This is a genomic window from Achromobacter sp. CSND-B12, from assembly GCF_052906545.1.
In genome coordinates this window covers 6,006,185-6,033,164 of sequence record NZ_JBREGJ010000001.1, presented here as the reverse complement: position 1 = coordinate 6,033,164, position 26,980 = coordinate 6,006,185, and the positions used below count along the sequence as shown (strand labels likewise).

The following is a 26,980-nucleotide window of genomic DNA, read 5'->3' as shown; positions in this document are numbered from 1 at the left end:
CCAGCCTCGCCGCGCGCCTCCCGCCCGCGCTTTCCGGACCCACCGCCCGCATGCATACCCTGATCTGGCTGCGCACCGACCTGCGCCTGCACGACAACCCCGCCCTGGCGGCCGCGGCCGCTGAAGGCACCGCCACCGCCCTGTTCATTGCCGCGCCGGGCCAGTGGCGCCTGCATGGCGACGCCCCGGCCAAGGTCGACTTCTGGCTGCGCAACCTGCGCACGCTGTCGCGCGACCTGGCCCGGCTCGGCATTCCCCTGAAGCTGCTGACCGTGGACACCTGGGAGCAGGTGCCCGATGCGCTACCGCGGTTCTGCCGCGAACACGGGATCACGGCGGTCCACGCCAACACCGAATGGGCCGTGAACGAACGGCGCCGCGACGACGCGGTGGCCTGCCGCCTGGCCGAGGCCGGCATCGACTGGACCCTGCACCATGGCGCGTCGCTGCTGCGTCCCGGCACCGTGGTCACCGGCAAGGGCGATTGCTACCGCGTCTACACCCCCTATGCGCGCGCCTGCCGCGAACGCCTGCGCAGCGCGCCGCCGCGCGCGCTGCCGGCGCCCCGGCCGCAGGCGGCCCCGGCCTGGGCCGCCGACCCGCTGCCCGAGGCCTTCGAAGGCTATGCGCCCGCCAGCGACGCCATCCGCGCGCTGTGGCCTGCCGGCGAGAGCGCGGCGGGCGCGCGCCTGGACGCCTTTGCCGACGGCGTCATCGACGCCTATCGCGACGAACGCGACTTCCCCAGCCTGCCGGCCACCAGTTGCCTGTCGCCCTATCTGGCGGCCGGCGTGCTGTCACCGGGCCAGGCGCTGCGCGCCGCGCTGGCCGCCAACCAGGGCGAACTCGAAAGCGGCAAGGCGGGCGCGGCCACCTGGATCAACGAACTGCTGTGGCGCGAGTTCTACCAGCACCTGCTGGCGGCGTGTCCAGCGCTGTCGATGCACCAGCCCATGAAGCCGGAAACCGCGGCCGTGCCGTGGCGCGACGCGCCCGACGACCTGCGCGCCTGGCAGCAGGGCCGCACCGGCCTGCCGATCGTCGATGCCGCCATGCGGCAGCTGCTGGCGCTGGGCTGGATGCACAATCGGCTGCGCATGGTGACGGCCATGTTCCTCACCAAGAACCTGTTGATCGACTGGCGACTGGGCGAAGCCTGGTTCATGGCGCACCTGGTCGACGGCGACCTGGCGGCCAACAACGGCGGCTGGCAATGGAGCGCCTCGACCGGCGCCGATTCAGTGCCCTACTTCCGCGTCTTCAACCCGCTATCGCAATCGCGCAAGTTCGATCCGCGCGGCGTGTTCCTGCGCGAATGGCTGCCCGAGCTGGCGCACCTGGACGACAACGCCATCCACGATCCCAGCCCGATGGAGCGCGCGGCGGCCGGCTATCCCGCGCCGATCGTCGACCTGCCCCAAAGCCGGCTGCGCGCGCTGGAGGCCTTCGGCAACCTGCCCAAGGCCTGAGCGGCGGCCAAAATCGTCCATCACATCATGGCCGCCCCGGCTTGCGCTCATTTACGTTTCGTATAGTTTCAGAATGTTTTGACGTAGATCAACCCAGCGATATCGTCCGTCCCCGATGATCCGGCAGCAACACGCCCCGCCCATCACAGGACGAATGACGCATGCGCAATAACCAGCCGGTCTACGACAAGGAATACACGCTACACGACGAGCAGTACCTGATATCGCGCACCGACGCCCGCGGCCGCATCATCTACGCCAACCCGGCGTTCGTGGAGGTCAGCGGCTTCGCGCGCGAAGAACTGGTGGGCGCGGCCCACAACATCGTGCGCCATCCCGACATGCCCGAAGCGGCCTTCGAGGACCTGTGGCGCACCATCCAGCGCGGCGAATCCTGGACCGGCGTGGTCAAGAACCGCCGCAAGGACGGCGGCTACTACTGGGTGCTGGCCAACGTCACGCCCATCATCGAACGCGGCGAGACGGTCTGTTATGCCTCGGTGCGGGTCAAGCCGACCCGCGCGCAGATCGAGGCCGCCGACGCCGCCTACCGCAGCCTGCGCGACGGCAGCGCGCGCGGCTTCCGGCTCAGCCGCGGCCAGGTCAAGCCGACCGGCCTGCGCGGCGTGCTGGCATGCCTGAAGCTGTGGCGCCTGACCGGCGTGCGCTCGCGCATGCTGGCCTGGGCCGTGCTGGCCAGCACGCTGTTCCTGGGCGCGGCCGGCGTGGCGCTGTATGGCATGCTCGATCGCATGAGCACCGAGGAAATCGCCCTGGCGGCGGCCATGCTGGCGACCGGCGTGATCCTGATCTTCGCTTCGGGCTGGGGCTTTGCCCGCTCGATTTCCGGGCTGCTGGTCACCGCCACCGATTTCACGCGCCAGATCGCCGCCGGCAATCTCAGCACGCCCTTGCCGCCGGCCAGCATCCGCGACGAGATCGGCGCGCTGAAGTTCTCGCTGGAAGTGATGCGCAAGAGCCTGGTGAGCATCACGCGCGACGTGCACAACGGCATCGAAAGCGCGCTCACCTCGGCCGCCGAGATCGCCGACGGCAATGCGGACCTGTCGGCCCATACGCAACGCCAGGCGGCCTCGCTGGAGGAAGCCGCGGCCAGCATGGAGCAACTGGCCTCGACCGTGAAGCAGACCGCCACCAACGCGCACGGGGCCGACCAGATGGCCAACCAGGCCTCGGACGTGGCCCGGCGCGGCGGCCAGGTGGTCGACGACGCGGTGCGGGCGATGCAGGGCATCGTGCAGAGCACCGCGCGCATCAGCGAGATCGTCGGCATCATCGACGGCATCGCCTTCCAGACCAACATCCTGGCGCTCAATGCCGCGGTCGAGGCGGCCCGCGCCGGCGAGGCCGGCAAGGGCTTCGCGGTGGTGGCCGCCGAGGTGCGCAGCCTGGCGCAGAAAAGCGCCACCGCCGCGCGCGAGATCAAGGAGCTGATCGAGGCCTCCAATCACAAGGTCGAGGACGGCGTGCGCCACGTCGAGCGCGCCGGCGAGGCCATGCTCGACATCGTCGGTTCGGTGCAGCAGGTGACCCAGATCGTCAACGAGATCGCGGCCACCTCCAACGAGCAGCACACCGGCATCGACAACGTCAGCCGCACCATCTCGGAAACCGACAGCGCCGCGCAGAGCAACGCGGCGCGCGTGGAACAGGCCAGCCGGGCGGTGGACAACCTGCGCACGCGCGGCGCGCAACTGCGCCACGCCATCGAGGTGTTCCGCATTGCCGGCGCGCAGACCGTGCTGCCCAAGCGCGCCGCGGCGCCGGCGGCGGCGTTGCTGCCCGCGTCGCGGCCGGCGCAGCCGTTGCTGGAACGGCGCGCCCAGTGACGCGCGGCGCGCGGGCTCAGGCCGCCGCGGCGGCGGCCTGGATCGCCGCAAGCTGGCCCGCCAGGCCCGCCTGCGCGGCGGCAAAGCGGCCGTCCAGCGCGGCCGTGCCGACCGTGAAACCTGCCGCTCCCGCGCGGCAGGCCGCCTGGATGCGGGCCGGCGTATCGAGCGAGCCCGCCACGATCACCGGCCGCGCCACGCCGCACACTTCCCGCATCAGCGCCGGCACGTCGACATCGGCACGGTAGGCCAGCAGATCCAGGCCGTGCACGCCGGGCTTGGCGGCCAGTTGCCGCGCGCTGTGCGCGATCTGTTCGCGTGTGCCGCCCAGGATGCTGGGATGGCCGTGGACGCGTCCCGGAAACGGGTAATAGCGGATGCGCGAGCCGGCCAGCAGCGCCAGCGCCTCATCCACATGCGTGCCGCCCAACAGGCAGTCCACGTCGAGTTCCAGCGCGGCGCGCACCGACGCCAGTTCGCTCTCGCGGTCCTGCGAGACCACCTCCAGATAGCAACGCGCGCCCGCCGCGTGGATGGCGCGCCGCAGGCGTCCCAGCACGGCCAGCGGCTGGCCGATGTCCTTGAAGCCGAGGTGGCGCACGCCGCTGGCCAGCGCGATGTCCAGGCAGGCATCGGCCGCGTCGATGGTGCGGTCGTTGCGGGTCAGCATGAAGATGAAGTCGGCGGGCATGCGGGTCGCGCCAGGGGCAATGGGTTCGATCATAGGTCGGGGCGCTTACGCGCGGTGGCCGGACGCGGCGGCGTCCGGCGGGTTGGCGGCCAGCCGCAAGGCATGGTCGATGGCGGTCTGCAGGCTGGCGGGATCGGCGATGCCCTGGCCGGCGATATCGAACGCCGTGCCGTGGTCGGGACTGGTGCGGACAAAGGGCAGGCCCAGCGTGATGTTCACGCCCTGTTCCAGGCCCAGGTACTTGACCGGGATCAGGCCCTGGTCGTGGTACTGCGCCACCACCACGTCGAAACGGCCCTGGCGCGCCTGCATGAAGACCGTGTCGCCCGGCCACGGGCCGCTGGCATCGATGCCTTCCCGGCGCGCGGCGGCAATGGCCGGGGCGATGATGCGTTGTTCCTCGTCGCCGAACAGGCCGCCTTCGCCGGCATGCGGGTTCAGCCCGGCCACCGCCACCCGCGGCGCGGCGGCGCCCAGCGCGCGGCCGCCCAGGTGCGCCAGCCGGATCGCCGACAGTTGCGCGTCGAAATCGGCGCGCTCGATGGCCTGGCGCAGCGAGCAATGTATGGTGACCAGCACCGTGGCGATGGCCCCATTGGCCAGCATCATCGCCACGCGCGCGGCGCCGCCGCGTTCGGCCAGGATCTCGGTGTGGCCGGGGTACGGCACGCCGGCCGCGGCCAGCGCTTCCTTGTGCACGGGCGCCGTGACCATGCCCGCAACCCGGCCCTGGCGCGCCAGGTCGATGGCCAGGCAGATGGCCTGGTATGCCGCCCGGCCGGCAGCCGCGTCGATCCGCCCGAATGGCGGCGGCGCCGGCATGCGCGACGATGGCAACAGGCGAATCTCGCCGGCCTCCCATCCGGCCCGGATCCCGGCCACGTCTTCCACCACCCGCAGGCGGGCGGCCGCGCCTAGCGGCGCCAGCGCGCGCGCCATCACGCCGGCATCGCCGACGACGACGCAGCATTGCGCGTAGCGCGCCCGCAGCAGGGTCCTGGCGACGATTTCCGGCCCGATGCCGGCGGGATCGCCCATGGTGATGGCCAAGGGCAAGGCGGGCGCGGGCAGGCCGGCGCGCGCGGTCACAGGGTTCATCGGCACAGCAGTCTCCAGGCGGCATCGCGCAATGCGCCGGACCCGCCAAAGCCGCCCGCCTTCATGGCGATCGACAACGGCTGGCCGGCGCACACGGCGGTCCCGGCGGGAAAGCCGGGCGCCAGTTCACAGGTCAAGGTAAGGGTGTCGATGGCCAGCGCGTCGAGCAGCGCGGCCAGCGTGTCGCCGCCGGTTGCGATCAGGCCATCGAAGCGATGCCGCGCCATGGCGCGCCCGGCCTGCGCCACCAGCGCCGCCAGGACCGCCGCCGGTTCGGCTTGCGGCGAACGCGGTGCGCGCAGGCAGGCCAGCGTGTCCTCGTCCGCGATCTCGTCGGCCCGGGTCGCCAGGCGCGCGCCGGCCGCCCGCAGAGCCTCGCACTGCGCCTGGCTGGCCGGGTTGGCGCTGCCGACCACGACCAGCACGCGCGTCGCGCAGCGGGCCGTGGCGGCGGCGGTGATGGGCGCCTCCGCGCTTTGCGCCGCCAATGCCCGCGCCAGGCCCGGCGATCCGGCCCAAAGGCATGAACACCCCTGCCCCCAAAGCTGTGCCACCCGCGCATCCAGCGCCTGTTGCGTAGCGGCGTCCAGCACCAGCACGCGCGCGGTGGCGATCGCCGCGCGCAGTTGCATCGCGCTGGCGTCCTCGGGGATGACGCAGGCAGGCCCGATGTCCGGGTCGATCAGGTCGAGCAGGCGCGCGCTGCGCGCCGGATGCACCGGATCGGCGCCGTAGGGGCTGGCATCCACCGGCACGCCATGCACGTACTGGATCCCCTCGCGCGTCACCCGCCCCGCCTCGGCAAAGGCCGGCGCCACCACCAGCAGCCGCCGGCCGCTGGCGCGCATGGCCGCCGCCAGTTCCGTCCGGACGTGGCCCCTGAGCGTCGAATCCATGGTCTTGTACAGGATGCCGCGCGCCGCCAGCGCCCGGGTGGCCTGCGCCACGAGGCGGCCGGCTTGCGCTTCGGGACGGGCGCGGCTGCCGGTGTCGATGGACAACACGGCGTGCGTCTGGTCGCCCGACACGCGGCGATGCACCCGCACCGCGCCGAAACCGCGCAGGAACGGCGCGGCGCCATCGGCGGCGCTGGTGAGGTCGTCGGCCAGGATGCCGATCGCCTGGCGAGGGTTTTCCGGTGAGTTCATATTGGTGATTAAAATGCATCTCACCCACCAGGAAAATCGATCATTTCTGACGATTATTCGTGATTAAATATCACCAATGAAGCCGACCCGCCGCCCCTCCCTGAACGACCTTCGCGCCTTCGAGGCGGTCGCCCGCCTGGGCTCGGTGCGCGCGGCCGCCGACGAACTGGCGCTGACCCACGGCGCGGTCAGCCGGCGCGTGGCCAAGCTGGCCGACGACCTCGGGCTGGCCCTGGTGGAGCCCGCCGGCCGCGGCTTGCGCGTCACCGCGGACGGCCAGTTGCTGGCCTCGACCATGCAGCGCGCGCTGGCGCTGATCCAGGACACCATCGACACCCTGCAGGCGCGCGATACGCGGCGGCCGCTGGTGCTGTCCTGCGAGCGCTCGGTGGCCATGCGCTGGCTGATCCCGCGGCTGTCGGCATTCCAGGACCGGCATCCGCAGATCGAACTGCACCTGTCGGTCGGCGGCGGCCCGCTGGACTTCGCCCGCGACCAGGCCACGCTGGCGCTGCGGCGCCTGGACTTCCCGGTGCATCCCGACTGGATCGTCACGCCGCTGATGGCGGAAAACATGGGCCCGGTCATGGCCCCGTCGCTGTTGCCCGCGTTCCAGGCCGGCGACTACGTGGCGCTGTCCTCGCGCACCCGGCCGCGCGCCTGGGACGACTGGCTGAATCAAGCCCCGGGGCGGCCCGCCCCGCGCGCCACCCGCAGCCTGGATCATCATTTCCTGATGGTGGAAGCGGCCGCCGCCGGCCTCGGGGTGGCGCTCAGTCCGCGCATCCTGGCGCTGGACGACCTGCGCAGCGGCCGCCTGGTGGCGCCGCTGGATTTCACGCCCGACGGCTCCAGCTACGGGCTGATCGAATCGCGCGCCACGCCAGCGGGCGCGGCGCCGGCGCTGGCGGCCTTGAAGCAATGGCTGGTCGACGCCGCGGCCGACGCCTGAGCGGCGCCAGGCCGGGCCGACCGGCGTGTCATGGGGCGACGGCCGCGTCCTTGTCCAGGCGCTTCATGAACACCAGCAGTTCCTTTTCCACCTGCTTGTCGCCGCGCGCCTGCGCGGCCTTCAGGCCGGCCTCCCAGGCCTCGCGCGCGCCGGCCTTGTCACCCCGCCCCAGGCAGGCCTTGCCCAGCCACTTCCAGGCCACCGAATAGGCGGGATCGAAGGCGAGCGAGGCGCGCAAGTGCGTTTCGGCATCGCCAAAGCACTCCTGTTCGGCGTAGGCCTTGCCCAGCGAGAATCGCAACAACATGTTGTCGGTGCCCTTGGCCAACATGGTTTCCAGACGATCGATCATTTCCCGCATGGCCGGCCTCCTTTGCGCCGATTGCGCTGACAGCGATGGTACATGATAGGCCGCGGCCCACGCCGCGACGGCAATAGCCCCGCGCCGCGCGGGGATAGCATCGCAACACGGCCATACCCGTAGCGCCGACAGGGATTTGCGCCGGCCGGCGTGAAACGCTGCTCTAAAATCCGTGCTCCTTTCCCTGCCGCGGGCGCCCGAGCGCGCGGCCCTCTCGCCGGTTTTACATGCCCCTGCATCTCATCGCGCTGGCCGCCGCCGCCTTCGGCATCGGCACCAGCGAATTCGTCATCATGGGGCTGTTGCCCAACGTCGCCGCCGACCTCGACGTCAGCATCGACATCGCCGGCCTGCTGATCACCGGCTACGCCATGGGCGTCGTGATCGGCGCGCCCATCATGGCCATCATCACCGCTCGGCTGCCGCGCAAGGCCACGCTGATCGGCCTGGCCAGCACCTTCGTGCTGGGCAATCTGCTCTGTGCGCTGGCGCCGGGCTACGGCACGCTGATGGCCGCGCGCGTCTTCACCGCCTTCTGCCATGGCGCCTTCTTCGGCATCGGCGCGGTGGTGGCGGCCGACCTGGTGCCGCGCCACCAGCGCTCCAGCGCCATCGCGCTGATGTTCACCGGCCTGACGCTGGCCAACGTGCTGGGCGTGCCGCTGGGCACCGCGCTGGGCCAGGTGGCGGGCTGGCGCTCGACCTTCTGGGTGGTCAGCGCCATCGGCCTGGCCGCGGTGGCGGCGCTGGCGGCCTGGCTGCCCGGCCGCATCCCGATGCAGCCCGGCAACATCCTGCGCGAATTCCGCGTGCTGCGCGACGTGCGCGTGCTGTGGCCGCTGCTGGCCAGCGTGCTGGCCTCGGCCGCGCTGTTCTGCGTGCTGACCTACATCGCGCCGATCCTGCGCGACATCACCGGCGTGTCCGAACGCGGCGTGACCGGCGTGCTGCTGCTGTTCGGCGTCGCGCTCACGGTGGGCAGCACGCTCGGCGGCAAGCTGGGCGACCGCAACCTGGAAGTGTCGCTGCGCCGCATCTTCCTGGGCCTGCTGCTGGTGTTCCTGGCGCTCAGCCAGGCCATCCACGCGCTGGCGCCGATGCTGGTGATGACCTTCATCTGGGGCACGTTCGGCTTTGCCGTGGTGCCGCTGCTGCAGACGTTGATCGTGGACCAGGCGGCCGAGGCCCCCAACCTGGCCTCGACGCTGAACCAGGGCGCCTTCAACCTGGGCAACGCCGGCGGCGCCTGGCTGGGCAGCCTGGCACTGGGCCACGGCCTGCCGCTGACCGATCTGCCGTGGATGTCGGCGGCCATCACCGCGGCGGTGTTGCTGCTGACCCTGTGGGGTACGCGCTACTATGGGCGCCACGCCGGGATGACGCAGACGCCGCCGGCCGGCGCGCTGGCCTCGTCCCGTTCCGACGCCTGACCCCTGGGAGCCCGCATGAGCACGATCTACGATTTCTCGGCCCGCGACATCCACGGCGCCGACCAGCCGCTGGCCGCCTACCGCGGCCGGGTCCTGCTGGTGGTGAACGTGGCCTCGAAATGCGGCTTCACGCCGCAGTATTCGGGCCTGGAAGAGCTGTACCGCGCCTTGCGCGACGACGGCCTGACGGTGCTGGGCTTCCCGTGCGACCAGTTCGGCCGCCAGGAGCCGGGCAACGAGGCCGAGATCCTTGATTTCTGCACCACGCAGTACGACGTCACCTTCCCGCTGTTCGCCAAGATCGACGTCAACGGCGCCAACGCCGACCCGCTGTACCGCTGGCTCAAGGGCGAGAAGCCCGGCGTCTTCGGCACCGAGGGCATCAAGTGGAACTTCACCAAGTTCCTGGTGGGCCGCGACGGCCAGGTGATCAAGCGCTACGCCCCCACCGACACGCCGGCCGGGCTGAAGGACGACATCGTCCGCGCCCTGGCGGCCCCGGCCGCCTGATTCACCCCGAGGCCGGCTGCCGTCCGCCCGGCCATCCCGGGTCCGGGGCCGGCCACTGAATCGTCACGCCCGCCGCCCTGCTCCCCCAATCCGGCACGCATCCCGCCGCGCCGCTCAACGCAGCGGCGGCAGGCGGCCGCGCACCGTGTGCGCCTTGACGATGGCGGTGTTGGTTTCGGCGAATTCGGTCACGCGTTCCAGGATGCCGTCCAGGTGCGAGATCGAACGCAGCACCATGCGCGCGAAGAAACAGTCGTCGCCCGTGACCTTGTCGCACGCCACGAATTCCGGAATCTCCTGGATCAGCCCTTCGACCCGCCGCAACTGCCCGGGCAACGGCCGGATGCGCACGATCGCTTCGAGCGTATAGCCCAGCGCCACCGGATCCACGTCCAGCGTGTAGGCGCGGATCACGCCCGATTCCTCCAGCCGCCGCAGGCGGTCGGCCACGCTCGGCGCGGACATGCCGACCTGGCGCGCCAGGTCGGCGGTGGTGGTGCGCGCATTGGCCGTCAGCATCTCCACCAGGCGGCGGTCGATGCCATCGAGAACCGGGTTTTCATTCTTTAGGTCATTCTGCATAAATTCCACCCGAACGAAGGTTGAAAGGCAAAACTGCCGCAGCGACATCATATAACCGGCCCGATCGGCCTGGGATAATTTCTCCATCGAATCAAGGGCCGAACGGCCCGCTGGAGCCTTCCATGTCCCCCTCATCCGATCGCGTTGGCCTGGCCCAGATGGCCGCCGCCATGACCCTGTCCGGCACCCTGGGCGTGTTCGTCCTGGAATCCGGCCAGAGCGCCTGGAACGTGGTGTTCTTCCGCTGCGTCTTCGGCGCCCTGTCGCTGTTCCTGTATTGCTGGGCCCGCGGCCTGCTCAAGCCCGGCCTGTTCACGGCCCGCACCCTGGCGCTGGCCCTGGCCGCGGGCGCCGCGCTGGTGCTGAACTGGGTGCTGCTGTTCTCGGCCTACCGGCTGGCCTCGATCTCGCTGGCCACCGCCGTCTACAACGTGCAGCCCTTCTTCCTGATCGGCCTGGGCGCGCTGTTTCTGGGCGAACGGCCCACGCGCGGCAAGCTGGCCTGGTCGGTGATCGCCTTCGCCGGCCTGCTGCTGGTGCTCAAGCTCACCGACCATAGCGGCGGCGACGCCTATCTGTCGGGCCTGCTGCTGGGGCTGGGCGCGGCGGCGCTCTACGGCGTCACCGCCGTCATCGTCAAGCGCCTGAAGGGCATCCCGCCGCAGGTGCTGGCGCTGGTGCAGGTGACGCTGGGCGCGGTGATGCTGCTGCCGATGGCCGACTTCCAGGCGCTGCCCGCCGCGCCGCTGCAATGGGGCTACCTGGCGGCGCTGGGCCTGGTCCACACCTGCCTGATGTACATCCTGATGTACTCGGCGATCCAGAAGCTGCCGACCACCTCGACCGCCGCCCTGAGCTTCATCTACCCGGCCGTGGCGATCCTGCTGGACCTGGTGGTGTACGGCCACCACATGGACGCCACCCAGGTGCTGGGCGTGGCCATGATCTTCCTGGCGGCCGCCGGCGTCAGCCTGAACTGGCAGTGGCGCCTGCGCGGCGGCGCGCGGCCAGGCACGGCCCGACCCTGAAGCGCGAGCCAAACCCGCACCGCGCCCCCGGGTATTCGGCCGCGCGCCCGGGGCGCCGCTATCATGGGCCTTCCGATCCGCCGGCAGTGGCCGGCGGCGCCAAGACGCTGAGGAATCCCCATGATCGATCTCTATTACTGGACCACCCCGAACGGCCACAAGATCACGATTTTCCTGGAAGAAGCCGGACTGCCGTACGAGATCCACCCGGTCAACATCAGCAAGGGCGACCAGTTCAAGCCCGAATTCCTGGCCATCGCGCCCAACAACCGCATTCCCGCCATCGTCGACCAGCAGCCGGCCGACGGCGGCGCGCCGCTGTCGCTGTTCGAGTCTGGCGCCATCCTGCAGTACCTGGCCGAAAAAACCGGCCGCTTCCTGCCCGCCGATCTGCGCGGCCGTGCCGAGGTCTCGCAATGGCTGTTCTGGCAGATGGGCGGCCTGGGCCCCATGGCCGGCCAGAACCACCACTTCTCGGGTTACGCGCCCGAGCGCATCCCCTACGCCATCGAGCGCTACGTCAAGGAAACCAACCGCCTCTACGGCGTGCTGAACAAGCGCCTGGCCGACCGCGAATTCGTCGCCGGCGACTACTCCATCGCCGACATGGCGTCCTACCCCTGGATCGTGCCGCACGCCAAGCAGGGCCAGGACCTGAACGACTTCCCGCACCTGAAGCGCTGGTTCGACGCCATCGCCGCGCGCCCGGCCGTGCAGCGCGCCTACGCGCTGGCCGACAAGGTCAACACCGCGCCGTCGGTCAGCGACGAGGAATCGCGCCGCATCCTGTTCGGCCAGACCGCCCAGAACGTGCGCTGAGCGGAGGCCGCCATGACCGATTCCCCGCTGCGGTTCCGCCGCGCGCGCGTGGGCGACCTGCCCGAGATCGTGGCCATGCTGGCCGACGACGAACTCGGCGCCAAGCGCGAAGATCCCTCGATTCCGCTCAACCCCCGCTACACTGCGGCTTTTGCCGCCATCGAGCAGGACCCGAACCAGTACTTCGCGGTGGTCGAGCGCGACGCGCGCCTGATCGGCTGTTTGCAGTTATCGTTCATACCCGGCCTGTCGCGGCTGGGCCAGTGGCGCGGACAGATCGAAAGCGTGCGCATCGCCTCGTCGGCGCGCGGCCAGGGCCTGGGACGCGCCATGTTCGAGTGGGCCATCGAGCAGTGCCGGGCGCAGGGATGCGCCATGGTGCAGCTGACCACCGACCGCGCCCGGCCCGACGCCCGCCGCTTCTACGAAAGCCTGGGTTTCGTGGCCAGCCATGACGGCATGAAACTGAGCCTGTAGCGCCGCCCCCGGCGCCAGGCCTGATACACAAGGAGCGCCCATGCACGGCGAATACAAAGTCCCCGGCGGCAAGCTGGTGGTCGCGGACCTGGAAGTCCGCGACGGCCGCCTGGCCGACGTCCGCATCAGCGGTGATTTCTTCCTGGAACCGCCCGAGGCGCTGGAAGCCATCAACCGCGGCCTGAACGGCCTGCCGGCCGACGCCGGCGAACTGGAACTGGCGCTGGCGGTGCAGTCGGCGCTGCCGCCCGACACCGAAATGTTCGGCTTCTCGGCCGAGGCCGTGGCGGTGGTGCTGCGGAGGGCGCTGGCATGACGCGCACCGACTGGAACGACTACGACTGGCAACTGATCCACGAAGCCCCGCAGCGCCCCGCGCTGCACATGGCGCTGGACGCCGTCATCACCGATGAGGTCGGCGCCGGCACGCGCCCGCCCACCCTGCGCATCTGGGAATGGTCGGCGCCCGCGGTCGTGATCGGCCGCTTCCAATCGCTCAAGAACGAAGTCGATCCCGAAGGCGCCCGGCGCCACGGCATCGAGGTGGTGCGCCGCGTCAGCGGCGGCGGCGCCATGTTCATCGAACCGGGCAACAGCATCACCTATTCGCTGAGCGCGCCGCAGGCGCTGGTGCACGGCATGAGCTTCCAGGAAAGCTATGCCTTCCTGGACGCGTGGGTGCTGCAGGCCCTGCAGGGGCTGGGCATCAAGGCCTGGTACCAGCCGCTCAACGACATCGCCTCGGACATCGGCAAGATCGGCGGCGCGGCCCAGGCGCGCCGCGCTGGGGCAGTGCTGCACCACGTCACCATGTCCTACGACATCGACGCCGATAAAATGGTGGAAGTCTTGCGCATCGGGCGCGAGAAACTGTCGGACAAGGGCACCACCAGCGCCAAGAAGCGGGTCGACCCGCTGCGCACCCAGACCGGGCTGGCGCGCGAGGTCATCATCCAGCGCATGGTGGACACCTTCGCCAGCCTGCACCGGCTGACGCCGGGCCAATTGGGCGCGGCCACGCTGGCCCAGGCCGAGGCCCAGGCCGCCGAAAAGTTCTCCACGCCCGAATGGACCGCGGTCGTCCCCTGAGGCGCCGCGGGTTTGAGTCGGACGGTCGCGCCCGCGGGCGCGGCCGGGTTTTCTGGAGGTAGTTCAATGCGTCTTCCCCGCAAGCCGCGCGGCCTGTCCGCCGCGGGTCTGGGAGCCGTCCTGCTGGCCCTGGCCGGCTGCGGCAGTTCGCCCCCCGCCAACATCACCCTGGACTCGCCAACGGCCGGCACGGCCACGCCCGAGAAGATCGGCGACCTGGCCACCGAGCGCATCAAGTGGGCGTCCAACAAGCCCGACTGCAAGGGCGACTGCCCGCGCATCGAGATCGACAGCGTGGCCTTTCCCGGCATCCCCAAGCTGACCGCGCTGGTCGACCACGTACTGGCCTACATGACCGGCACCGACGCCAATCGCCGCGGCCCGTACGAGACGCTGTCGGAATACACGCAGTATTTCTGGTCCACCGCGCGCCCGCGCGACGCCACCTACTTCAAGGCCAGTGTCAAGGACACCGTGGGCGACATCGTCTCGATCGAGCTGCACACCGAGCAGTTCCTGACGGGCGCCGCGCACGGCATTCCCGCCACCCAGTACCTGAATTGGGAGCGCAGCCGCGGCCGCGTCATGGCGCTGGACGAGGCCCTGATCCCCGGGCGCCGCGCCGAATACGTCGCCGCCTTGCGCCAGGCGCACGCCAAGTGGCTGGCCGGCAATGCGGACGCCAAGCGCGACCCGGCCGCCTACAACAAGATGTGGCCGTTCCAGGAAAGCGACAACTTCGCGCTCACGCGCGACGGCATCGTGGTCAAGTACGACGCCTACTCGATCGCCCCCTACTCGCATGGCGAACCGGAACTGAGCATTCCGTACTCGGACCTGCGCGGCATCCTCAAGCCGGAACTGCTGCCCAAGTCCTGAGGACCCGCGCGTTCCGGCCGGCGGCGCCGGTGGCCGCCATCCCGCCGTAAGCGACGCGTCCCGCCAACTCCGCGGCCCAAAATGGAAACCGCCCCTGTCGGGGCGGTTTTCCTGTCTTCCTCTGGCTCCTCCGCGCGCCGGGCCGGGCCCGGCGCCAGAAGGACTTACGGGTACAGGCCGCGCACCTGGCGGGCCTGCAGGATGCGCGTGCAAGCCACGATGAACGCGGCGGTGCGCAGCGTCACCTTGTGCTCCTTGGCCACCAGCGCGATCGAGGCATAGGCCTCGCGCATGATGCGTTCCAGGCGCTGGTTGATTTCGTCCTCGCTCCAGAAGAAGCTGGAGAAGTCCTGCACCCATTCGAAGTACGACACCGTCACGCCGCCGGCGTTGGCCAGCACGTCCGGCACCACGTACACGCCGTGCTCGAACAGGATGTCGTCGGCTTCCGGGGTGGTCGGGCCGTTGGCGCCTTCCACCACGATCTTGGCGCGCACCTTGGCGGCGTTGTCGGCGGTGATCTGGCTTTCCAGGGCCGCCGGGATCAGGAATTCGGTTTCGAGCGTCCAGAACTCGTTCTTGTCCATCGCCTGGCCGCCGGAGAAGCCGCCCACGCCGCCATGCTGCGACACGTGCGACAGCAGCTTGTGGACGTCCAGGCCGGCGGCGTTGTGCACCGTGCCGGTGTGGTCCTGGGCCGCGATGACCTTGGCGCCGGCTTCATGGAACAGGCGGGCGGCGGTGCCACCCACGTTGCCGAAGCCCTGCACCACCACGCGCGCCTTGGACACGTCGATGTTCAGGTCGCGCGCGGCTTCGCAGCCGACCACGAACACGCCGCGGCCGGTGGCCTCGACGCGGCCCAGGCTGCCGCCCAGCGCGATCGGCTTGCCGGTCACGACGCCGGTGGCGGTCGAGCCTTCGTTCATGGAGTACGTGTCCATCATCCAGGCCATGGTCTGGGCGTTGGTGTTCACGTCAGGGGCGGGAATGTCCTTGGACGGGCCGATGATGACGCCGATTTCCGAGGTGTAGCGGCGCGTCATGCGCTCGATCTCGGACTGCGACAGCTTGCGCGGGTCGACGCGGATGCCGCCCTTGGCACCGCCGTACGGCAGGTTGACCGCGGCGTTCTTGACCGACATCCAGGCGGCCAGCGCCATCACTTCCGACAGCGTCACGTCCTGGTGGAAACGCACGCCGCCCTTGCCCGGACCGCGCGAGGTGTTGTGCTGCACGCGATAACCCTCGAAGTGGGCCACGCTGCCATTGTCCAGCTCGATCGGCACATCGACGATCAGCGAGCGCTTCGGACGCTTCAGGGTCTCGACCCAGCGCGCCAGCGAACCGAGGTACGGCGTGACCCGGTCGACTTGTTGCAGGTAATTACCCCAGGGGCCGAGTTCGTCGGCATTCAGATAAGACGGCAAGGCATGGGTGGGAGTTTGAGACATGAACATGCTCTCCTGACAAAGTTGCGCCATTTTATCCATATCCTTGTTGTGTCCCCATATTTTATGGAAAAATATTAATTGGGGACATAATACGGAAATGAAGACCGTGAGCGTCACCGAGCCTGCCGAAACGCTGCGCCTATCCTAGCCCCGCTCGTCGGCAGCGTCCACCCCGTGCGCGCCCGCCCCGCCCACTCGACTCGCCCGGCCCCAGCCCAGACACCCGCGCCAGCAAGGCCCTGCCTACCGCGCCCCGGCCGCCCCCTCCCCCTCTTGCTTGCGCCCCGACGCCACATCACATTCGCGTGTCAGTCCGGCCCGGGGCGCCTGTCGCACCTTGCTTGAAAGCGTCATCCAGTTGAATCAGAATCAACCGGCCCCGGTTTTAGCGGTACCCGGCACCGGCGGCTTCCAAAGCTTGTCATCCCGCGTTGCCGGCGGGCGACCCCCGCTTGCATCCTGCACTTATGAAAATCAACCATAGAGGTGCGCATGTCGGATTTTTCCCTGATTGACAGCAATGACCCGCGTTACGCGACCCTGCAAAAGGGTTTCAACCTGCGCTTCCCCACCACGGGCCAGGGCGCCAACGCCATCTACGTCTGCAAGACCCCGCAGGACGTGCTCGACGCGGCCAACGCCGCGCTGGCCCAGGGCTGCCGCATCACGGTGCGCAGCGGCGGCCACTGCTACGAAGGTTTCGTCGCCAACAAACTGCCCGAGGACCACGGCCAACCCCTGGCCATCATCGACCTGAGCCTGATGACCGGCCTGCGCTACCGCGAGGCCGGCGACATTGCCTCGCCCTGGAACCCCGCCGCCCGCTACCGTTTCGCGGCCGCGGCGGGCAACCAGAACTGGGACGGCTACCTGGACCTGTACAAGACCGCCAACCGCACCCTGCCCGGCGGCTCGTGCTATTCGGTCGGTTCGGGCGGCCACATCGTCGGCGGCGGCTACGGCCTGCTGTCGCGCCTGCATGGCCTGACGGTGGACTGGCTGTCGGGCGTGGACATCCTGGTGCCGCAGGGCCCGGGTTCGCGCAAGCTGGTGCCCAAGCATGTCAACCTGCACAGCGCCGGCGCCGACCGCGACCTCTTCATCGCCTGCCGCGGCGGCGGCGGCGGCAACTTCGGCATCATCCTGACCTACTACTACGCCGAACTGCCGGTCGCGCCGCAGGAGGCCTACTGGCTGTCGCTGTCCTATCCCTGGGCCAGCTTCGGCACCGGCACGGCCGGCCGCGCCAACTTCGCCCGCTTCATGCGCGCCTACTGGCAATGGTTCGCCGACCATGACGCGGACTGGAACAGCCCCGATCCGGCCAAGGCCAACGGCGGCCTGTTCACCTTGCTGAAGGTGCAGCACCGTTCCACCGGCGACGTGGTGCTCAGCATCCAGTACACCGGCAAGGACGGCAAGGTGGGCGGCGCGCGCGACCAGCCGTTCCTGGATTTCGTCGCCACCATGAACGCGGCGGCCGGCGCGGCGCCCGGCGTCAACCTGGCCACCAGCTGGCACGGCCCGTCGCACCGCATGGCCGAACCGGCCCCGCGCCTGCTGGCGCACGCCGTGAACGATGCGCAGAAGATGGACTGGCTGTGGCTGACGCAAAGCATCAACGGCTCGGGCAGCAACCAGCGCGGCAAGTACAAGTCCGCGTATCACAAGGCCAATTTCAGCGACGTCGAAATCATGGCCATGTGGGAGTACCTGAACGGCTCGGACGACCCGCGCCTGAACCAGGCGCTGGTGCAGATCGACTCGTACGGCGGCCGCATCAACCGTAACGACGAAGCCGCCAACCCGACCAGCGTATGCCAGCGCTCGTCGCTGCTGAAGTCGCAGTTCCAGGTGTACTGGACCGATCCGGCCCAGGACGCCTTCCACATCAAGTGGATCGCCGACCTGTACGACGAGTACTTCGCGCAGTACGGCGGCAAGCCCAGCAACCAGCCGGGCTCGCCGTTCGAGGGGTGCTACATCAATTACCCCGACACCGACATGAAGTACACCGACGCCAGCCACAGCCACGTCGATCCGCAGTGGCTCGACCTGTACTACGGCAACAAGACCGCCGCGCTGATCGCCACCAAGCGCAGCGTCGATCCCGACAATCTCTTCCACCACGAGATGTCGATCCCGCTGGCCGCGCCGCAGGCGTGAAAAAGCCCGCCGCCATGCGCCGCGCGAGCGGCCATGACGGCGGGCCGGAAGTCCGCCGCGGACCGTGTCAGGCGGACAGCAGTTGCCAGGCCAGGCGCGCCGCCGCGCGGGCGCCATGGCCGTCGATGTCGAAGCGCGGGCTGTACTCGGCCATGTCGGCCAGGCGCAGCTTGCCGCTGGCCTTGACGCGCAGCACGATCTCCTCGATCACCGCCATCGGCACGCCATAGGGCGCCGGCGCCGACACGCCCGGCATCACCGCCGCCGGCAGCACGTCCAGGTCGATGGTCAGGTAGACGTGGCGGGCCCGCGCCAGCAAGGCGTCGACGTTCGCCAGGCGCGCCGCCAGGTGGCGTTCCTGCATGTCGCGGTCCTCGACCCACACCGCGCCCACTTCCGCCGCGCGCGCATACAGCGCCGGCGTATTGGCCAGCCGCGACACGCCCAGGCAGGCGTATTGCAGCGCCAGCCCCTGCGCCTCGCAGTAATGCGCGATCTGGTCGAACGGCGTGCCGGAACTGCCCGGCCGGCCGGTGCGCAGATCGAAATGCGCGTCCAGGTTCAGCACCAGCACCGGGCCCTCATCGCCCCGGTCCGCCAGCCAGCGCGCCAGACCCTGGAAGCTGCCCCAGGCGATCTCGTGGCCGCCGCCCAGCACCACCGGGCGCGCGCCCTGGCGCAACAGGTCGGCCACCGCCAGGCCCAGGCGCTCCTGCGCGTCCTCCAACTGGTCGCCCTCGCAGGCCACGTCGCCCGCGTCCAGCAGGCGCGTCAGGCCATGCGCCGGCAGGCCGGCCATGTACTTGCGGATGCCGGCCGGGCCGGCGGCCGCGCCTACGCGCCCCTGGTTGCGGGCCACCCCCGCATCGCAGGCGAATCCCAGCAGCACCGGCTCGCCCGCCACCGGCGCCTGGCCCGCGGCCGGCTCGACGATGTGCGCCAGGCGGCGCGTGTCGCCGCGCTCGGCGCTGTCGTCGCGCGCGGTCCACAGGCTCCGGTCGAGTTGCGCCGCCGTCATGCCGCCCCCTGCCCCGTGCTCAGCACGGCCTGCAGGAACTCGCGGGTGCGGGCCTCGCGCGGCTGGCTGAAGATGACCTCGGGCGCGCCCGACTCCAGGATCACGCCGCCGTCCATCACCGCGACCACGTCGGCCACGTCTCGGGCGAAGCCCATTTCGTGGGTCACGACCATCATGGTCATGCCTTCGCGCGCCAGCAGTTTCATGACCTGCAGCACTTCGCCCACCAGCTCCGGATCCAGCGCCGAGGTCGGTTCGTCGAACAGCATGACCTTGGGCTGCATCGCCAGCGCGCGGGCGATCGCCACGCGCTGCTTCTGGCCGCCCGACAGGCTGGCCGGCATGGCCGACATCTTCTGCGCCAGGCCAACTTTGCGCAGCAGGTCCTCGGCCAGCGCGTTGGCCTCGTCGCGCCCCATGCCGCGCAGCTTGCGCGGCCCGACGGTGACGTTGTCCAGCACCGACAGGTGCGGGAACAGGTTGAAGCCCTGGAACACCATGCCGACCTGCATGCGCAGGCGGTTCAGCTCGGCCTCGGGCAACAGCTCGCCTTCGTTCTGCAACGTCTGGCCGCAGATCTCCACGGTGCCGCCCTGGGCCACTTCCAGCCCGTTGCAGCAACGCAGCAAGGTGCTTTTGCCCGAACCGCTGGGGCCGATCACCACCACCACCTGCGACGGCAGCACATCGAAGTCGATGCCGCGCAGCACGGCGTGGTCGCCGTAGGATTTCTGCAGGCCGCGGATGCGGATCATTTCTTTCGGATTCGCGGCGTTCATTGCACCATCCCCCCCGCGCGCAGGCGTTGCTCGATCCTGCGCAGTATCAACATGGCGGCCGTGGTCAGGACCAGGTAGATCAGCGCCACCACCAGATAGGTTTCCAGCGAGCGGTACGACACGCTGATGATCTTCTGCCCTTCGTGCATCAGGTCATGGATCGTCAGCAGCGACACCAGCGCCGAATTCTTGATCAGCGCGATGAATTCGTTGCCCAGCGGCGGGATCATGCGCACCACCGCCTGCGGCAGGATGATGATGCGCATGGCCTGGCCCGACGACATGCCCAGCGAGCGGGCGGCCTCGGTCTGGCCGCGGTCGACCGACTGGATCGCGCCGCGCACGATTTCCGACACGTAGGCGCCGGAATACATGCCCAGCCCCAGCACGCCGCAGGCGAACGCCGGCAGCGTCACGCCGAACTGCGGCAGGCCGAAGAACCAGATGAACAGCTGCACCAGCAGCGGCGTGCCGCGAAAGAACAGCAGGTAGACGCTGCACAGGTTGTAGATGATGCTGCGCTGCGGGTTGAGCCGGCCAACGCCGACCAGAAGGCCGATGACACAGCCCAGCAGCAAGGCGCCGGCGGTCACCTCGATGGTGACCACCGCGCCGCGCACCAGCGCGTCGAAGTCGGCGAAGACGGGAGCAAAATCCAGGTTCATTTCGCGGGCGCCTCGAACCACTTGTTGACGATGGCCTGGTAGCTGCCATCGGCCTTGATCTTCTGCAGCGCCTCATTCAGGCCGCGCGTCAGTTCCGGCTTGTTCTTGGGCACGGCGATGCCGTAGTCCTCGGTGGTGATCTGGTCGGCCAGCACGGTCAGGTCGGTGGTGCTCTGGGCGAACAGCTTGGCGGCCGGCTTGCCGGTGACGGCGGCATCGGCACGGCCGATCTGCACCAGGTTGAACATCTCCTGGTTCTTCTCGACCTCGACGCGCTGCACCGACGGGTAGTGTTCCTTCAGGTAGTTGACCGACTTGGTGCCGACCTGCACCGACACCTTGCGGCCGTCCAGGTCCTTCAAGGTCTTGACCGGGCCGTCCTTCTTGGTCAGCACCACCAGGCCGCCGGCGTAGTACGGGTCGGTGAAGTCCACCACCTTGCTGCGCTCGGGCGTGATGTAGATAGCGGACACGGCGATGTCGGCGCGGCCGGCCTGCAGGGCGGGAATCAGGCCCTTGAAGTCGATGTCGATCCATTCGACCTTCTTGCCCATGGCGGCGGCCAGGGCCTCGACCAATTCGATGTCAAAGCCGGTGCGCTTGCCGTCCTTGACGAACTCCATGGGCGGGAAGGTGGCGTCGGTCACGGCGCGGATGGTTTCCTGGGCGTGGGCGGTGCCCATGCTCCAGGCCAGGCCCAGGGTCAGGGCGGCGGTCAACAGGGTGCGGCGAGTAGTCATGGCGAATCCTGAAAGAAAAAGTGGATGCGGATACGGCGATCGGAGCGGCGTAACGGGTGTGGCGGTGTCTAGAGATGAGGCGGGAATGGCGGGGACAACGAGGAATCCGGGTACGAAATAGGTCAGTGCGCCTGCAACTTGCCCGAGATGCGGCGGGCGGCGGCGACGGTCAGGTCGATGAAGGCCTGCGGCCGCTGGGCGGCGCGGGTGGACGGCGCCATCAGCGTGATGGAGGCCACCGCCTGGTTGGCGCGCTGGAAGATCGGCACGCTCACGCCCCAGACGCCGGCGTCGACTTCGCTGTCGGTCACGGCATAGCCCTGGGCGCGGATGGCCTCCAGTTCGTCGGCCAGGCGCGCCGGGTCCAGGCCCGATTCCCTGGCCAGCACGGCCAGCGCAGCCTGCAGCCGTGCCGCCGGCATGAACGCCAGCAGCGACTTGGCCGAGGCGCCACGCGCCAGCGGCAGGCCGCGGCCCTTGGTGAAGGAGCACCGCAGCGGATGCTGGCTTTCGACCATGTCCAGGCATACCGCCTGGTCCTTGACGGCCACCAGCAGGCCGATGGTCTCGCCCGACGCGGCCGCCAGGGCGGCCATGTCCGGCTGCGCTTCGTGGATCAGGAAAGAGGACTGGTCGAAGCCCCAGGCCAGTTGCACGCACAACGGGCCGGGGCCGTATTCGCCCTCATGCTCGGCGACGAAGCCCCAGCGCTTGAGCAGCGCCACCTGGCGGTACAGGGTGCTCTGGGCCAGGCCGGTCTTTTCCGCCAGCGCGGCGATGCTCAGGGGGCCGTCGTGCCGGGCCAGCGTGGCCAACACGTACAGCACGCGGTCCGCGCCCGCCCCTACCGACTGATCCATCAAAAAGCACTCCAGATGTTGATGGCCGCCAGATTATCAATTCATGGTGCAAAAACGACCTATATTTCCCATAAATTGAGAATAACAAGGGAAAACCCCGAACAAAGGATGCGAAAAATCCGACGCGGGACGGCTTGAGCCGGTCTCGCGGGGCCATGCGCGGGAAGCCGTCGATCCTCGCGCCCTCCCCGCGCACCGGCCGGACGGCCAAAAAAAACCCGCCATCGGGCGGGTTTGCAAGGAAGCGGGACCGCAGGCGCTCAGGGCGCCGCAGGCTGGTCGTAGTTGTTCAACCGCACGCCCGACACGCCACCGACGCTGGGCGCGGACTTCGGGCTGGCGTCCTGCGCAGCGGGGGCTGGCAAAGACGCCTGCGCCGGCGCGGCGGGCGTTGCGTCCGTGGCAGCGGGTATCGCGGCGCCCGCGACGTCGCCGTCCGCGGCTCCCGGCACCGGCGCCTCGGGTCCGGGCGGCGCGCTGGCGCGGCGGGCCCGTTTGGCGTCCTCCTGCTGGGCGATCAGGGTCTTCAGTTCCGCGGCCAGCTTGGCGGACTTGCCCGTGGTCGCCCAATCGGACGCGTCCTGGCCCTTGGTGTCGCGCGTGGTGACGTCGGCCCCCGCCTTCAGCAGCAGGTCCACCATTGCCCTGTTGCCCGACAGCGCCGCCATCATCAACGGCGTCTCGCCGTTGGGCGCGGGCGCGTTCACCATGGCCTTGTTGTCCAGCAACAGCCGCGCCATCGCCAGCTGGCCCTTGGACGCGGCATAGTGCAGCGGCGTCCAGCCCAGGCGGTTGACCTGGGCCCCGCGCGCCATCAGGCTGCGGGCGCGGTCTACCTGGCCGGCGATGGCCAGGTACATCAGCGGGGTCTCGCCCGCCGGATTCTCGGCATTGACGTCGGTGCGCGGATTGGCCGCCAGCGCGTCGAAGACTTTCCAGGCGCCATCCACCACCGCCCGCATCAGGGCCGGCTGGCCATTGCGGTAGCGCACGTTGGGATCGGCGCCCCGGGCCAGCAGTTCATTGATCTCGTCGGGGTAATCGTTGGCAACGTAGACCCACCAGTCCGAGGGATTGGCCGCCGCCTGGGCGGCCGGCGCCGCCACGGCGACACACAGCGCCAGCAGCGCGCCGCGGCAATGGGAAACAAGGCGGTGACGGGAGAACGCGTTGCGGGCAGCCATGGTCATCCTGATGAATTACTTTAGATATTTGACTTTAAATTATCTCTTTATCTTACTGAAAAGATTAAAGAAATTATCGGTTGACGCCCGCGCCACCTCGGCCACGCTGACACCCTTGAGCTCGGCGATCTTCTCGGCCACATGGATCACCTTGGACGGATCGTTGAGCTTGCCCCGGTACGGCACCGGCGCCAGGTACGGCGAATCGGTCTCGATCAGCAGCCGGTCCAGCGGCACCTTGGCGGCGACCTCGTGCACCACGTGGGCGTTCTTGAAGGTCACGATGCCGGACAGGGAGATGAGGAAATTCTGGTCGAGCGCGGCCTGGGCCACTTCCCAGGTCTCGGTGAAACAGTGCATCACGCCGCCGACCTCGGCCGCGCGTTCCTCGCGCAGCATCCGCACCGTGTCCTCGGCCGAGGAACGCGTATGCACGATCAGCGGCAGCCCGGTGTCGCGCGCCGCGCGGATGTGGCGGCGGAAACGCTCGCGCTGCCAGTCCAGCGGCTCGGACAGGCGGTAATAGTCGAGCCCGGTCTCGCCGATCGCCACCACCTTGGGATGCGCCGACAGGCGCGCCAGTTCCTCCGGCTCCGGATCCGGCGTGTCTTCGTAATCGGGATGCACCCCGACCGAAGCCCACAGGTTGGGCTGCGGCTCGACCAGCGACATCAGGCCCGGCCATTCGGGCATGTTGACGCTGACCACCAGCGCGTGGGTCACCTGGTTGGCGGCCATGCGATCGAGGATCGCGGGCAGGTCGGCCGCCAGCTCGGGAAAGTTCAAATGGCAGTGTGAATCGACGTACATGAGGCTTGGATCAGGGATGGCGCGACGCCGCCGCGGCCACCCGGGCGGGGTGGCGGGCGGCGGCGTCACGACGGGTTATGCCTGGCAGGATAGCACCACGCGCTGCAGCGTCGCATGGGCGAAAAGCTTGCCGTTCAGGGGGTGCGTGGCCAGCGCGCGCTGGCGCGTGAGCCAGCGCGCCGCTTCGGCGGCACGCGCGGTGTTCATGCGCCCCGCCACCTCGGCCACGGCCGCCGCCAGCGTCGGGAAATAACGCACCGGCGCCCCGGCGGCGGCCAGCATCAGATCGGTGTACAGGCGCTGCAAGGCGTCGATCCACTCGGCGGGCGCGGCCTTTTCCAGGGCCTCGGCCAGGGTGCCGACGTCCGGCGTCTGGCCCTTGGCCAGGGGGCCGACCAGTTGCGTCAGCCATGGCGGGCAGGCCGTTTCCGCATGCTGCGCCAGCCGCAGCGCCGCCAGCGGCGCACCGCCCGCGGCGGCCAGCCATTCGCGCGCCGGTTCCACGTTCTGGTCGCGCAGCCATTGCAGCGCGGTGTCGGGATCGGGCGCCGGCAGCGGCAGGCGGCGGCAGCGCGACACCAGCGTCGGCAGCAGACGATCAGGCGCGTCCGCCACCAGCAGGAACACGGTGTGCGGCGGCGGCTCTTCCAGCACCTTGAGCAGGGCATTGGCCGACACCACGTTCAGCGCGTGCGCCGGATACAGCAGCGCCACGCGCCAGCCGCCCCGGTGCGTGGCGGTGTTGAACCAGGATTCCAGCGAGCGGATCTGATCGATGCGGATTTCCTTGGACGGCGCCTTCTTGGCCGCGCCGGCGGCGGGTTCGGCGTCTTCCGAGACCTCGGCGGCGTCGGCCCCCTCCTCGACCGCCACGGCCTCGGGCCGGATGCGGCGCAGGTCGGGGTGGTTGCCGCTAGCGAACCAGGCACAGGCGGCGCAATGGCCGCAGGCCAGGCCGTCCTGCGGCGTCTCGCACAGCAGGCTGGCGGCGGCGGCCACCGCGAAATCGAGCTTGCCGATGCCGGCCAGGCCATGCACCAGCCAGGCATGGGCGAAGCGCTCGCGGTTGCCGAGCCAGGCGCGCGCCGTCTCCATCTGCCAGGGCAGGAACTGGGGCGCGCTCATGGCCGGACCGCCACCAGTTCGCGCAGCCCGGCTTCGAGTTCGGCGCGGATCGCGGCAATCGCGCGGGTCGAATCGATCACGCGGATGCGGTCGGGCTCGGCCGCGGCGCGGGCCTGGTAGGCCGCGCGGGTGCGTTCGAAGAAGGCGGCGCCTTCGCGCTCGAAGCGGTCCGGCTCGCGGGCGTCGGCCAGGCGCGCGCGCGCCACCTCCAGCGGCACGTCGAACAGCCAGGTACGGTCGGGCCGGCCCGCCTGCATCCAGGTTTCCAGCGCGGCCACGCGTTCGGCGCCCAGGCCGCGGCCGCCGCCCTGGTAGGCGTAGGTGGCGTCGGTATAGCGGTCGCACACCACCCAGGCGCCGCGCGCCAGCGCCGGCTCGATGACCTGGTGCAGGTGCTCGCAACGGGCCGCGAACATCAGCAATGTTTCGGTGTCCAGGCCCATCGGGTCGGTCAGCACCAGCGCGCGCAGCTTTTCGCCCAGCGGCGTGCCGCCGGGTTCGCGCGTGGACACCACCTCCAGCCCCTGGCCGCGCAGGAACTCGGCGATCCACTCGGTGTGGGTGCTCTTGCCGGCGCCGTCCACTCCCTCCAGCGTGATGAAACGTCCGCGTGAGGTCATTGCTCTTGTCCTTCTGCTGGCGCCGGATCGCTGTCCGGCGCGGGGGTGGATGCGGGTTCCGGGGCCGTTGCGCCCGAGGGCGCGGCGGGGGCCGGCGGCTTGCCGGCGGGGGCCGGCCGCGCCGCCGGGGTCTGGCCCAGGATATAGCGGGAGACGTTGCGATTGTGCTCGGACAGGTTCACCGAGAACTCGCTGGTGCCATTGCCGCGCGACACGAAAAACAGGAATTTGTGCTGCTCGGGCTGCACCGCGGCCAGCAGCGCCGCGCGGCCGGCGGCCGCGATCGGCGTGGGCGGCAGGCCCGGACGCGTGTAGGTGTTCCAGGGCGTGTCGGTCTGCAGGTCGCGCTTGCGGATGCGGCCCTGGTAGGCATCGCCCATGCCGTAGATGACGGTGGGGTCGGTCTGCAGCAGCATGCCGATCTTCAGGCGGTTGGCGAACACGCCCGCGACCCGGCGGCGGTCCGGGCCATGGCCGGTTTCCTTCTCGATGATGGACGCCAGCACCAGCGCCTCGTACGGCGTGGACAGCGGCAAGCCGGACTGGCGCTTGGCCCAGGTGTCGTCCAGGATGCGCTGGCCTTCCTGGTAGGCGCGGCGCAGCAGGTCGTAATCGGTGCTGCCCGGCGTGAAGACGTAGGTATCGGGAAAGAACAGGCCTTCCGGATGCTTGATGTCCGAGCCCAGGCGTTCCATCAGCGCCTCGTCGCTGATGTCGCCCAGCGTCTGCTTGACGTCCGGGTTCTCGCGCAGCGCCTGGCGGATCTGGCGGAAGGTCCAGCCCTCCAGGAAGGTGATCTGGCGCTGTGTCATGTCGCCGCGCGCCATGCGTTGCAGCAGCAGCCACGGCGTATCGCCGTTGATGGCCTGGTAGCCGCCCGCCTTGAGCAGCTTGTCCTGTTCCGACAGGCGCGCCATCCATACGAACCCCGGCTCCCAGACCGGCACGCCGGCCGCATTGAGCGCGCGCGCGACCGTGCGCGGGCTGCTGCCCGGGTCCACCACGAAATCGATCCTGTCGGCCGACAGGAGTATGGGTCGGTGCATCCAGTGCCAGGCCGCGCCGACAGCCGCGGCAGCGGCCAGCACGATGAGCAGGAAAGACCACAGGACGTAAAAACGGAGTCGCTTCTTCATAAGTGTGGGAAGTTTAATGGATCGCGCGCCCCTGTCGCTG

At 69.7% G+C, this 26,980-nt stretch carries 28 protein-coding genes; 12 read left to right on the top strand and 16 right to left on the bottom strand.

What is annotated here, in order from left to right; translation table 11 throughout:
- Window positions 1-50 precede the first annotated feature (50 nt).
- Together phrB and ACUTAG_RS28320 are read left to right on the top strand one after the other, a co-directional pair.
- The gene (gene phrB / locus ACUTAG_RS28325; protein WP_054444969.1) at window positions 51-1,469 is read left to right on the top strand and encodes a deoxyribodipyrimidine photo-lyase; all 1,419 of its coding nucleotides are present in this window, start codon (window positions 51-53) and stop codon (window positions 1,467-1,469) included.
- A gap of 161 nt (window positions 1,470-1,630) precedes the next feature.
- Window positions 1,631-3,319 carry a methyl-accepting chemotaxis protein gene (locus ACUTAG_RS28320; RefSeq protein WP_054444970.1) on the top strand — a complete coding sequence of 563 codons (1,689 nt, stop codon included), beginning with the start codon at window positions 1,631-1,633 and terminating at the stop codon, window positions 3,317-3,319.
- Between the two features lie 16 nt (window positions 3,320-3,335).
- Here the strand turns inward: ACUTAG_RS28320 and ACUTAG_RS28315 are convergent, their stop codons facing one another.
- The 3 genes from ACUTAG_RS28315 to ACUTAG_RS28305 are packed head-to-tail and all read right to left on the bottom strand — an operon-like array spanning window position 3,336 to window position 6,256.
- The gene (locus ACUTAG_RS28315; protein WP_197742930.1) at window positions 3,336-4,043 is read right to left on the bottom strand and encodes a 4-hydroxythreonine-4-phosphate dehydrogenase; all 708 of its coding nucleotides are present in this window, start codon (window positions 4,041-4,043) and stop codon (window positions 3,336-3,338) included.
- 12 nt (window positions 4,044-4,055) lie between these two features.
- Complete coding sequence (gene pdxA, locus ACUTAG_RS28310; protein WP_102964857.1) at window positions 4,056-5,108, bottom strand: 4-hydroxythreonine-4-phosphate dehydrogenase PdxA; 1,053 nt, start codon at window positions 5,106-5,108, stop codon at window positions 4,056-4,058.
- A complete protein-coding gene (locus ACUTAG_RS28305) occupies window positions 5,105-6,256 on the bottom strand; it encodes a four-carbon acid sugar kinase family protein (protein ID WP_148319281.1) in 1,152 nt (383 codons plus the stop codon). Before ACUTAG_RS28305 ends, pdxA begins: the two co-directional genes overlap by 4 nt.
- A gap of 76 nt (window positions 6,257-6,332) precedes the next feature.
- On the opposite strand from ACUTAG_RS28305, the gene ACUTAG_RS28300 reads away from it, so the two are divergent.
- A complete protein-coding gene (locus ACUTAG_RS28300) occupies window positions 6,333-7,208 on the top strand; it encodes a LysR substrate-binding domain-containing protein (protein ID WP_054443473.1) in 876 nt (291 codons plus the stop codon).
- A gap of 28 nt (window positions 7,209-7,236) precedes the next feature.
- Here the strand turns inward: ACUTAG_RS28300 and ACUTAG_RS28295 are convergent, their stop codons facing one another.
- Complete coding sequence (locus tag ACUTAG_RS28295) at window positions 7,237-7,569, bottom strand: hypothetical protein (protein WP_020927408.1); 333 nt, start codon at window positions 7,567-7,569, stop codon at window positions 7,237-7,239.
- Between the two features lie 227 nt (window positions 7,570-7,796).
- Here ACUTAG_RS28295 and ACUTAG_RS28290 point away from each other — a divergent pair, with 227 nt between their 5' ends.
- Together ACUTAG_RS28290 and ACUTAG_RS28285 are read left to right on the top strand one after the other, a co-directional pair.
- Window positions 7,797-8,999: an MFS transporter gene (locus ACUTAG_RS28290; RefSeq protein WP_054444973.1), complete on the top strand. Its 1,203-nt coding sequence runs from the start codon at window positions 7,797-7,799 to the stop codon at window positions 8,997-8,999.
- A 15-nt stretch (window positions 9,000-9,014) separates the two neighbouring features.
- Window positions 9,015-9,509, top strand: a complete 495-nt coding sequence (locus ACUTAG_RS28285; protein ID WP_020927406.1) for a glutathione peroxidase — start codon at window positions 9,015-9,017, stop codon at window positions 9,507-9,509.
- A gap of 114 nt (window positions 9,510-9,623) precedes the next feature.
- Here ACUTAG_RS28285 and ACUTAG_RS28280 read toward each other — a convergent pair whose 3' ends face one another.
- On the bottom strand, window positions 9,624-10,091 hold the full coding sequence (locus ACUTAG_RS28280; RefSeq protein WP_020927405.1) for an Lrp/AsnC family transcriptional regulator: 468 nt from the start codon (window positions 10,089-10,091) through the stop codon (window positions 9,624-9,626).
- Between the two features lie 122 nt (window positions 10,092-10,213).
- On the opposite strand from ACUTAG_RS28280, the gene ACUTAG_RS28275 reads away from it, so the two are divergent.
- The 6 genes from ACUTAG_RS28275 (at window position 10,214) to ACUTAG_RS28250 (ending at window position 14,383) form a co-directional block, all read left to right on the top strand.
- Entirely contained in the window at window positions 10,214-11,119 is a 906-nt protein-coding gene (locus ACUTAG_RS28275) for a DMT family transporter (protein ID WP_020927404.1), read from the top strand.
- Window positions 11,120-11,239: 120 nt separating this feature from the next.
- A complete protein-coding gene (locus tag ACUTAG_RS28270) occupies window positions 11,240-11,938 on the top strand; it encodes a glutathione S-transferase N-terminal domain-containing protein (protein ID WP_026384946.1) in 699 nt (232 codons plus the stop codon).
- Window positions 11,939-11,950: 12 nt separating this feature from the next.
- Window positions 11,951-12,415 (top strand): GNAT family N-acetyltransferase, encoded by a 465-nt coding sequence (locus ACUTAG_RS28265; protein WP_006385316.1) that lies wholly within the window; start codon window positions 11,951-11,953, stop codon window positions 12,413-12,415.
- A gap of 40 nt (window positions 12,416-12,455) precedes the next feature.
- Entirely contained in the window at window positions 12,456-12,731 is a 276-nt protein-coding gene (locus tag ACUTAG_RS28260) for a lipoate protein ligase C-terminal domain-containing protein (RefSeq protein WP_006385315.1), read from the top strand.
- Window positions 12,728-13,504, top strand: a complete 777-nt coding sequence (locus ACUTAG_RS28255) for a lipoate--protein ligase family protein (RefSeq protein ID WP_006385314.1) — start codon at window positions 12,728-12,730, stop codon at window positions 13,502-13,504. Before ACUTAG_RS28260 ends, ACUTAG_RS28255 begins: the two co-directional genes overlap by 4 nt.
- A gap of 66 nt (window positions 13,505-13,570) precedes the next feature.
- Window positions 13,571-14,383, top strand: coding sequence for an RsiV family protein (locus ACUTAG_RS28250; protein ID WP_047992727.1), 813 nt, complete (start codon window positions 13,571-13,573; stop codon window positions 14,381-14,383).
- 164 nt (window positions 14,384-14,547) lie between these two features.
- On the opposite strand, the gene ACUTAG_RS28245 is transcribed toward ACUTAG_RS28250, so the two are convergent.
- Window positions 14,548-15,837: a Glu/Leu/Phe/Val family dehydrogenase gene (locus ACUTAG_RS28245; RefSeq protein ID WP_006385312.1), complete on the bottom strand. Its 1,290-nt coding sequence runs from the start codon at window positions 15,835-15,837 to the stop codon at window positions 14,548-14,550.
- A gap of 492 nt (window positions 15,838-16,329) precedes the next feature.
- Here ACUTAG_RS28245 and ACUTAG_RS28240 point away from each other — a divergent pair, with 492 nt between their 5' ends.
- Entirely contained in the window at window positions 16,330-18,003 is a 1,674-nt protein-coding gene (locus ACUTAG_RS28240) for a BBE domain-containing protein (RefSeq protein WP_058664250.1), read from the top strand.
- 67 nt (window positions 18,004-18,070) lie between these two features.
- Here ACUTAG_RS28240 and hutG read toward each other — a convergent pair whose 3' ends face one another.
- The 10 genes from hutG to mltG form a co-directional block, all read right to left on the bottom strand.
- Window positions 18,071-19,021, bottom strand: a complete 951-nt coding sequence (gene hutG / locus ACUTAG_RS28235) for a formimidoylglutamase (protein ID WP_054504447.1) — start codon at window positions 19,019-19,021, stop codon at window positions 18,071-18,073.
- A complete protein-coding gene (locus ACUTAG_RS28230; protein WP_054504446.1) occupies window positions 19,018-19,800 on the bottom strand; it encodes an amino acid ABC transporter ATP-binding protein in 783 nt (260 codons plus the stop codon). The genes hutG and ACUTAG_RS28230 overlap by 4 nt, the downstream gene beginning before the upstream one ends.
- Entirely contained in the window at window positions 19,797-20,465 is a 669-nt protein-coding gene (locus ACUTAG_RS28225; protein ID WP_006385307.1) for an amino acid ABC transporter permease, read from the bottom strand. The genes ACUTAG_RS28230 and ACUTAG_RS28225 overlap by 4 nt, the downstream gene beginning before the upstream one ends.
- Complete coding sequence (locus tag ACUTAG_RS28220) at window positions 20,462-21,205, bottom strand: transporter substrate-binding domain-containing protein (RefSeq protein WP_006385306.1); 744 nt, start codon at window positions 21,203-21,205, stop codon at window positions 20,462-20,464. The genes ACUTAG_RS28225 and ACUTAG_RS28220 overlap by 4 nt, the downstream gene beginning before the upstream one ends.
- Before the next feature lie 122 nt (window positions 21,206-21,327).
- The gene (locus ACUTAG_RS28215) at window positions 21,328-22,065 is read right to left on the bottom strand and encodes an IclR family transcriptional regulator (RefSeq protein ID WP_006385305.1); all 738 of its coding nucleotides are present in this window, start codon (window positions 22,063-22,065) and stop codon (window positions 21,328-21,330) included.
- Window positions 22,066-22,325: 260 nt separating this feature from the next.
- The gene (locus tag ACUTAG_RS28210; protein WP_446650417.1) at window positions 22,326-23,249 is read right to left on the bottom strand and encodes an ankyrin repeat domain-containing protein; all 924 of its coding nucleotides are present in this window, start codon (window positions 23,247-23,249) and stop codon (window positions 22,326-22,328) included.
- A 39-nt stretch (window positions 23,250-23,288) separates the two neighbouring features.
- Window positions 23,289-24,059 carry a TatD family hydrolase gene (locus ACUTAG_RS28205; protein WP_006385303.1) on the bottom strand — a complete coding sequence of 257 codons (771 nt, stop codon included), beginning with the start codon at window positions 24,057-24,059 and terminating at the stop codon, window positions 23,289-23,291.
- 75 nt (window positions 24,060-24,134) lie between these two features.
- Window positions 24,135-25,184 (bottom strand): DNA polymerase III subunit delta', encoded by a 1,050-nt coding sequence (gene holB / locus ACUTAG_RS28200; RefSeq protein ID WP_020927395.1) that lies wholly within the window; start codon window positions 25,182-25,184, stop codon window positions 24,135-24,137.
- The gene (gene tmk / locus ACUTAG_RS28195; protein ID WP_006384542.1) at window positions 25,181-25,804 is read right to left on the bottom strand and encodes a dTMP kinase; all 624 of its coding nucleotides are present in this window, start codon (window positions 25,802-25,804) and stop codon (window positions 25,181-25,183) included. Before tmk ends, holB begins: the two co-directional genes overlap by 4 nt.
- Complete coding sequence (mltG, locus tag ACUTAG_RS28190) at window positions 25,801-26,940, bottom strand: endolytic transglycosylase MltG (RefSeq protein WP_070783339.1); 1,140 nt, start codon at window positions 26,938-26,940, stop codon at window positions 25,801-25,803. The genes tmk and mltG overlap by 4 nt, the downstream gene beginning before the upstream one ends.
- Window positions 26,941-26,980: the final 40 nt, after the last annotated feature.